6 protein-coding genes are annotated in these 4,735 nt (G+C 62.9%); 2 read left to right on the top strand and 4 right to left on the bottom strand.

Annotated features, from left to right (window positions below):
- The first annotated feature begins 400 nt into the window (after positions 1-400).
- Both H7U20_RS11600 and H7U20_RS11595 read left to right on the top strand, forming a co-directional pair.
- Positions 401-694: a hypothetical protein gene (locus tag H7U20_RS11600; protein ID WP_199759308.1), complete on the top strand. Its 294-nt coding sequence runs from the start codon at positions 401-403 to the stop codon at positions 692-694.
- 310 nt (positions 695-1,004) lie between these two features.
- On the top strand, positions 1,005-1,319 hold the full coding sequence (locus H7U20_RS11595) for a monooxygenase (RefSeq protein ID WP_199759307.1): 315 nt from the start codon (positions 1,005-1,007) through the stop codon (positions 1,317-1,319).
- A 48-nt stretch (positions 1,320-1,367) separates the two neighbouring features.
- Here H7U20_RS11595 and H7U20_RS11590 read toward each other — a convergent pair whose 3' ends face one another.
- From H7U20_RS11590 to H7U20_RS11575, 4 genes are all read right to left on the bottom strand, one after another.
- Positions 1,368-1,727: a FlxA-like family protein gene (locus H7U20_RS11590; protein ID WP_199759306.1), complete on the bottom strand. Its 360-nt coding sequence runs from the start codon at positions 1,725-1,727 to the stop codon at positions 1,368-1,370.
- Positions 1,728-1,828: 101 nt separating this feature from the next.
- Positions 1,829-2,395 (bottom strand): dCTP deaminase, encoded by a 567-nt coding sequence (dcd, locus tag H7U20_RS11585; RefSeq protein ID WP_199759305.1) that lies wholly within the window; start codon positions 2,393-2,395, stop codon positions 1,829-1,831.
- Between the two features lie 120 nt (positions 2,396-2,515).
- The gene (locus H7U20_RS11580; RefSeq protein WP_199759304.1) at positions 2,516-3,355 is read right to left on the bottom strand and encodes an alpha/beta fold hydrolase; all 840 of its coding nucleotides are present in this window, start codon (positions 3,353-3,355) and stop codon (positions 2,516-2,518) included.
- A gap of 119 nt (positions 3,356-3,474) precedes the next feature.
- The gene (locus H7U20_RS11575) at positions 3,475-4,614 is read right to left on the bottom strand and encodes a hypothetical protein (RefSeq protein WP_199759303.1); all 1,140 of its coding nucleotides are present in this window, start codon (positions 4,612-4,614) and stop codon (positions 3,475-3,477) included.
- Positions 4,615-4,735: the final 121 nt, after the last annotated feature.

Below are 4,735 nucleotides of genomic sequence, written 5' to 3'. Positions count from 1 at the left end.
ATCACGTATCACCAATTCAAGCGCTCAAAGCATGGCAGAAGAAAAAGCCCGAATTATTTGTTAAACGCGTGTATAACCACACGAGTCTTGACACCTAAGAGGCACCTCTAAAAACCGTCATTCCGCATCGGCGGACCGCCGCGCAGGCGGGAATCCATAGCCCGCATGTCCATTGACTCAGCATGGATTCCCGCCTACGCGGGAACGACGAATTCAGGGTTATTCGATGTGCCCTAAGGCGAGGTGAGATTAGATAGCAGAAAAACAAGCGAACTGTAGTATGCTGACAACTGCTTATTTCTCTTAAAATCCTGCGCTCGCAGGCAAGGCTTGAGCTACGGCAGAACGCAGTAGCCGCATACTGGGTTCGAGCATAAAGAACATCCTGGGAGGGCTCCTGATGGCAGAAGCAACGTCGCTGAGTGACTTAAAAATCCTGTTGGACATGTATACAAATCAATACACTGGCACGGATAAATTGTGGACATATTTTTCCACTGTCACCTTGGCCGTAGTGGGATTCACCATTGCAAGCGATAAAATATCCCAATCATTTATCGAGGCGCTAGTCGTAGCCATCGCGTATTTGATTTTTTGCTTTGGGAACTACAGGGCACTAAAACTCTCGCAAGAACAGTTGATTGAGTTCGCGGGAATTGTCCGGCCTATCGCCGAAAAAACCACATCCCATTAACTACCCTGAAACCGCTCAGCGTGCGTGAGATTCAAGCCTTCTACGTCGTAGTGGTCCTTGCCGTCTCCAGCGGAATTATGATAATCACCTGGTACCGCCTTTGCCATCGATAATCGGCCAAAACTAGCCAACGCGGACACGCCCGAGATGAGCGGCGCGCCGGTTTTAAACCCTGAGCCGCCATCTTATCGGCAGAGTGCGGGGTAAAAAACCGCTGCGCAAGCGCGCCTCCGCCGGCCATGTTACATTGAGACTCGATGCTTTCTGGTAAGCCAAGGTCATCGACTACACAGCACAACCGGAGCTAGTAATGATTATCGCCGTTACCGCGTTCACTTTACCCAATCCTATCACTCGCGAGGAAGCGCGCAGCATCTTCCTCAGCACCGCGCCCACCTATCAGGGCGCGGCGGGCTTGTTCCGAAAACACTATGTGCTGTCCGAAGACGGCAAAACCGCCGGCGGCATCTACTTTTGGAATTCGAAGCAAGAGGCGGAAGCCTTGTTCAGCGACGCATGGCGCGGCTTCGTCCGGGAGAAATACGGCACCGACCCAACCGTCAGCTACTTCGACAGCCCGGTGCTGGTCGATAACGAGGCCCAGCAAGTGTTCACCGACGAGTAAGCCAGCGCCGCCTGTTGCGATGCCTCGGCGGGCCAAGCCGCGCCGCCGCTAGGCCTGCGTGTCGATCACGCTGCCGACGGTGGCATACGGCGAGCGGCCTTGCGCCGTGGCGGTGGCCGTGGCCGGCGACGCGGCCGCGCCGGCGCCGCTCGACTGGCTGCTCTGCGCCAGCGCCGCCTTTTGCGCGGCGGCCGCCTGCAACTGGGCGATCTGCGCCTGGATTGCCTGCACCTGCTGCGACAGCAGATCGGTCTTCTGCTTGCCGGCGTCGGAAGTGTCCTTGGCCGCCTCGCTCAACGCCTTCCGCGCCGTCACCAACTGCTTTTGCAGCGCCGCGATGGCGCTGCTGTTGTCGGCGCCGCCGCTCGCGCCCGCCGTTGCCGTACTCGATCCGACCGCCGTTACCATATCGCCCCCGTCATCATTAAAGTTCACACAATGATGTTAACGGCACACGGCCCGCCGTATCAATGGCGGGCCGTGTAAAGCCAGGTAAAGCTAAGTAAAGATCAGGCCTTCGGCAGCGTGACGCCGCTCTGCCCCTGGTATTTGCCGTTGCGGTCCTTGTACGAGGTCTCGCACTCCTCGTCGCTTTCGAAGAACAGCACCTGGGCGCAGCCCTCGCCGGCGTAGATCTTGGCCGGCAGCGGCGTGGTGTTGGAGAACTCCAGCGTCACATAGCCTTCCCATTCGGGTTCGAACGGCGTGACGTTGACGATGATGCCGCAGCGGGCGTAGGTCGACTTGCCCAGACAGATCGTCAGCACGCTGCGCGGAATGCGGAAGTACTCGATGGTGCGCGCCAGCGCAAAGGAATTCGGCGGGATGATGCAAACGTCGCTCTTGACGTCGACGAAGGAGTTCGAGTCGAAGTTCTTCGGGTCGACGATGGTGCTGTTGATGTTGGTGAAGATCTTGAACTCGTCGGCGCAGCGGATGTCGTAGCCGTAGGAGGAGGTGCCGTAGGAAATCACCTTGCGACCGTCGGACTCGCGCACCTGGCCCGGCTCGAACGGCGAGATCATCCCATGTTGTTGCGCCATCTGGCGTATCCATTTATCGCTTTTAATCGTCATCGCTAAGGCATTTTCTAAAGAAATTCGGGGAAAGGCCAGACCGCGCGCGGCGCGCAACGCCGACCTTGGGACGCGATTTTACGCGAAAATCCCCGTTTTTCAGAGTCTTTTCGACATGCCCTAGGCGCTCCGCAGGGCCTTCTGCTCCTGCGCGCAGTGAAATTCCTCACCTAGCAAATCGGCCAGCATCGCGCGCGTGGCCTCGGCCGCCAGCGCCGGCGACTCCATCGGGAACAGGTGGCCGCCGGGCAGCAGGCGGAAATGCCGGCCCACCAGCGCGCGCGTGTGGCCCAGGCCGGACTGGCTGGTCTCCCACGAGTCGGTGCCGCCGATGAAACCGATCGGCACCGGGAAGCGGCCGCGCACCAGCCGGCCCAGGTGGTGCGGCAGGCTGCGGTAGACCGCCGTTTCGGCCTCGCGGGTGAAGCGCAGCTGCACCCCTTCCGGATGGGGCGCCAGGCCGGCCGCCATGTAGTCGGCCAGCACGCCGGGCGCCCAGGCGGCGAACAGGTCCTTGGCGGCGAAGTGGGCGTGGGCCGCCGCCACGCTGGGCCAGATTGTGCGCCGCCGCGCCGAGAACTTGGCCGGCGAGAACTTGTCGGCGCCGCCGGTCAGCTTCATCAGGCGCCAGAACAGCGCGCGCCAGCCCGCCACCACCGGCGCGTCGAGCATCAGCACGCAGCGCACCAAGTCGGGCCGCTGGCTTGCCACCATCAGGCTGAGCATGCCGCCCAAGGAATGGCCGAGCAGGATCACCGGTTCGCGGTAGCGCCGCTCCAGCTCGGCAATGTACTCCTGCACCAGCGCCTCCCAGCCGTCCTCGACCGGAAAGCGGGGATTGTGGGCGTGCATGTCAAGCGAGGAAATGGCGTAGTCCCGCTCCAGCAGGGCGAAATACTGGCGGTAGACGCCGGCCGGATAACTGTTGGCGTGGGCGAAATGAATCTGCGGTTTTGTCATGTTTTTTTATGGCGCCGGGCACCGCGCGGCTTGTAGCGTCGCGGCCGGCGTGTCTCCGTGGATGGCAAAATTGTTCCCAATTGTAATGCGGCATGCCGGCCACGATTGGTGGAAACGCTCTAATTCGGCGGCGGCGCCTCGCCCGCCGCCTTCTTGCCCAAATAGGCGGCCTGGCCCAGCGTGAAGATGGCCAGCAGGGTGGCGTCGACGTCGGGCATGGTCACCACGCGGCGGAATTCGATGCGCTCCATGAATTCGACCGTGGAGACGGCGTAGATCAGCACCGCCAGCGCGGTGATGACGACCATCTGGAAGTCGCCCAGGTCGGTGCGCTCGGCGTTGTCCTGGACCAGGTCGGCCGCCCGCGGCGCGGCGGCGGCGTTGCGGGGGACGTCCGCGTCGGCCGCCTTGCTGCGGCTGATCAGCTTGGCGCTGGCGAAGGTCAGCACGCTCACGCCGGACAGGATCAACAGGTTGGACGGGATATCGACCCCGCCCACATAGCTCCAGCCGGCCGAGGCCAGGCGGTGGAACACCAACGCCATGTAGGCACTGATGACCACCCAGAACCACAGCACGGTCTGGAACTGCGAGGAACTGTAGCGGTTGTCGACACCGAGGATCAGCTGCGCCGGATGGAAGCCGGTCAGCAGCAGCGCCACCAGAAACAACAGCCCGGCGGCCGCGCCGAGCGAGACCCAGCGCTGCCAGCGCGGCACCGGCTGGTACTGCCACTCCAGCATGCGGATGCGGTTGACGCCGTCGATGCTGCGGTACACCGCCGTCACGCCGTCGCCGGGCCGCATCGCCGCCACCAGCGGCCAGAACGGCGCGTCGGCCTGCAGCGGCACGTTGACCTCGTTGTCGGGCTGCTCGGGCAGCCGGCTGCGCACGATCAGCCAGGTCTTGTCGGCGGCGACCTCCTTCAAGGTGCCCACCAGCGTGGCGCCGACCAGTTGCGCCGAGGCCAGCGTTGTGGCCGGCGTGCCGGCCACGCCGGCGGCATAGTTCAGCAGCAGCAGATCGCCTTTTTTCAAGCCGGCGACGGCGCCCGCGCCGGGCGCGAACTGGCTGACCGTGCCGCTCAGCGTCTTGACCTGTAGCGGCGCGGCGACCACGACGATCGCCTCCACCGGCGCGGCGGCCGGGGGCTGGGCCGACGCCGACGCCGACTCCGGCGGCTGCGCCAGCGCGCCAGGCGCCGCCAGCGCTAGCGACAAGGACAGAATGGACAATATGAGCAGGCTCGACGCGCGCATGGGGCTGACCTCCAGGCCGGGCCGCCGGACGGTAGTTGTCAACAAAGTTGTCGCGTCACTTCATGCAGCCAGCTTCACTAATTCAGGTTCAGCCCGTTCCGGATTGAGCCAAACCTCGTCC

It is taken from the genome of Rugamonas violacea (assembly GCF_016461825.1).
Lineage (GTDB): Bacteria > Pseudomonadota > Gammaproteobacteria > Burkholderiales > Burkholderiaceae_D > Rugamonas.
The sequence above is the reverse complement of the archived record's forward strand: the minus strand, read 5'-3'. Positions and strand labels throughout refer to the sequence as shown.

Excerpts from the sequence above, each read along its gene's own strand:
- H7U20_RS11600 (WP_199759308.1), top strand. The coding sequence starts at position 401 with ATGGCAGAAGCAACGTCGCTGAGTGACTTAAAAATCCTGTTGGACATG.
- H7U20_RS11595 (WP_199759307.1), top strand. The coding sequence starts at position 1,005 with ATGATTATCGCCGTTACCGCGTTCACTTTACCCAATCCTATCACTCGC.
- H7U20_RS11590 (WP_199759306.1), bottom strand. The coding sequence starts at position 1,727 with ATGGTAACGGCGGTCGGATCGAGTACGGCAACGGCGGGCGCGAGCGGC.
- dcd (WP_199759305.1), bottom strand. The coding sequence starts at position 2,395 with ATGACGATTAAAAGCGATAAATGGATACGCCAGATGGCGCAACAACAT.
- H7U20_RS11580 (WP_199759304.1), bottom strand. The coding sequence starts at position 3,355 with ATGACAAAACCGCAGATTCATTTCGCCCACGCCAACAGTTATCCGGCC.
- H7U20_RS11575 (WP_199759303.1), bottom strand. The coding sequence starts at position 4,614 with ATGCGCGCGTCGAGCCTGCTCATATTGTCCATTCTGTCCTTGTCGCTA.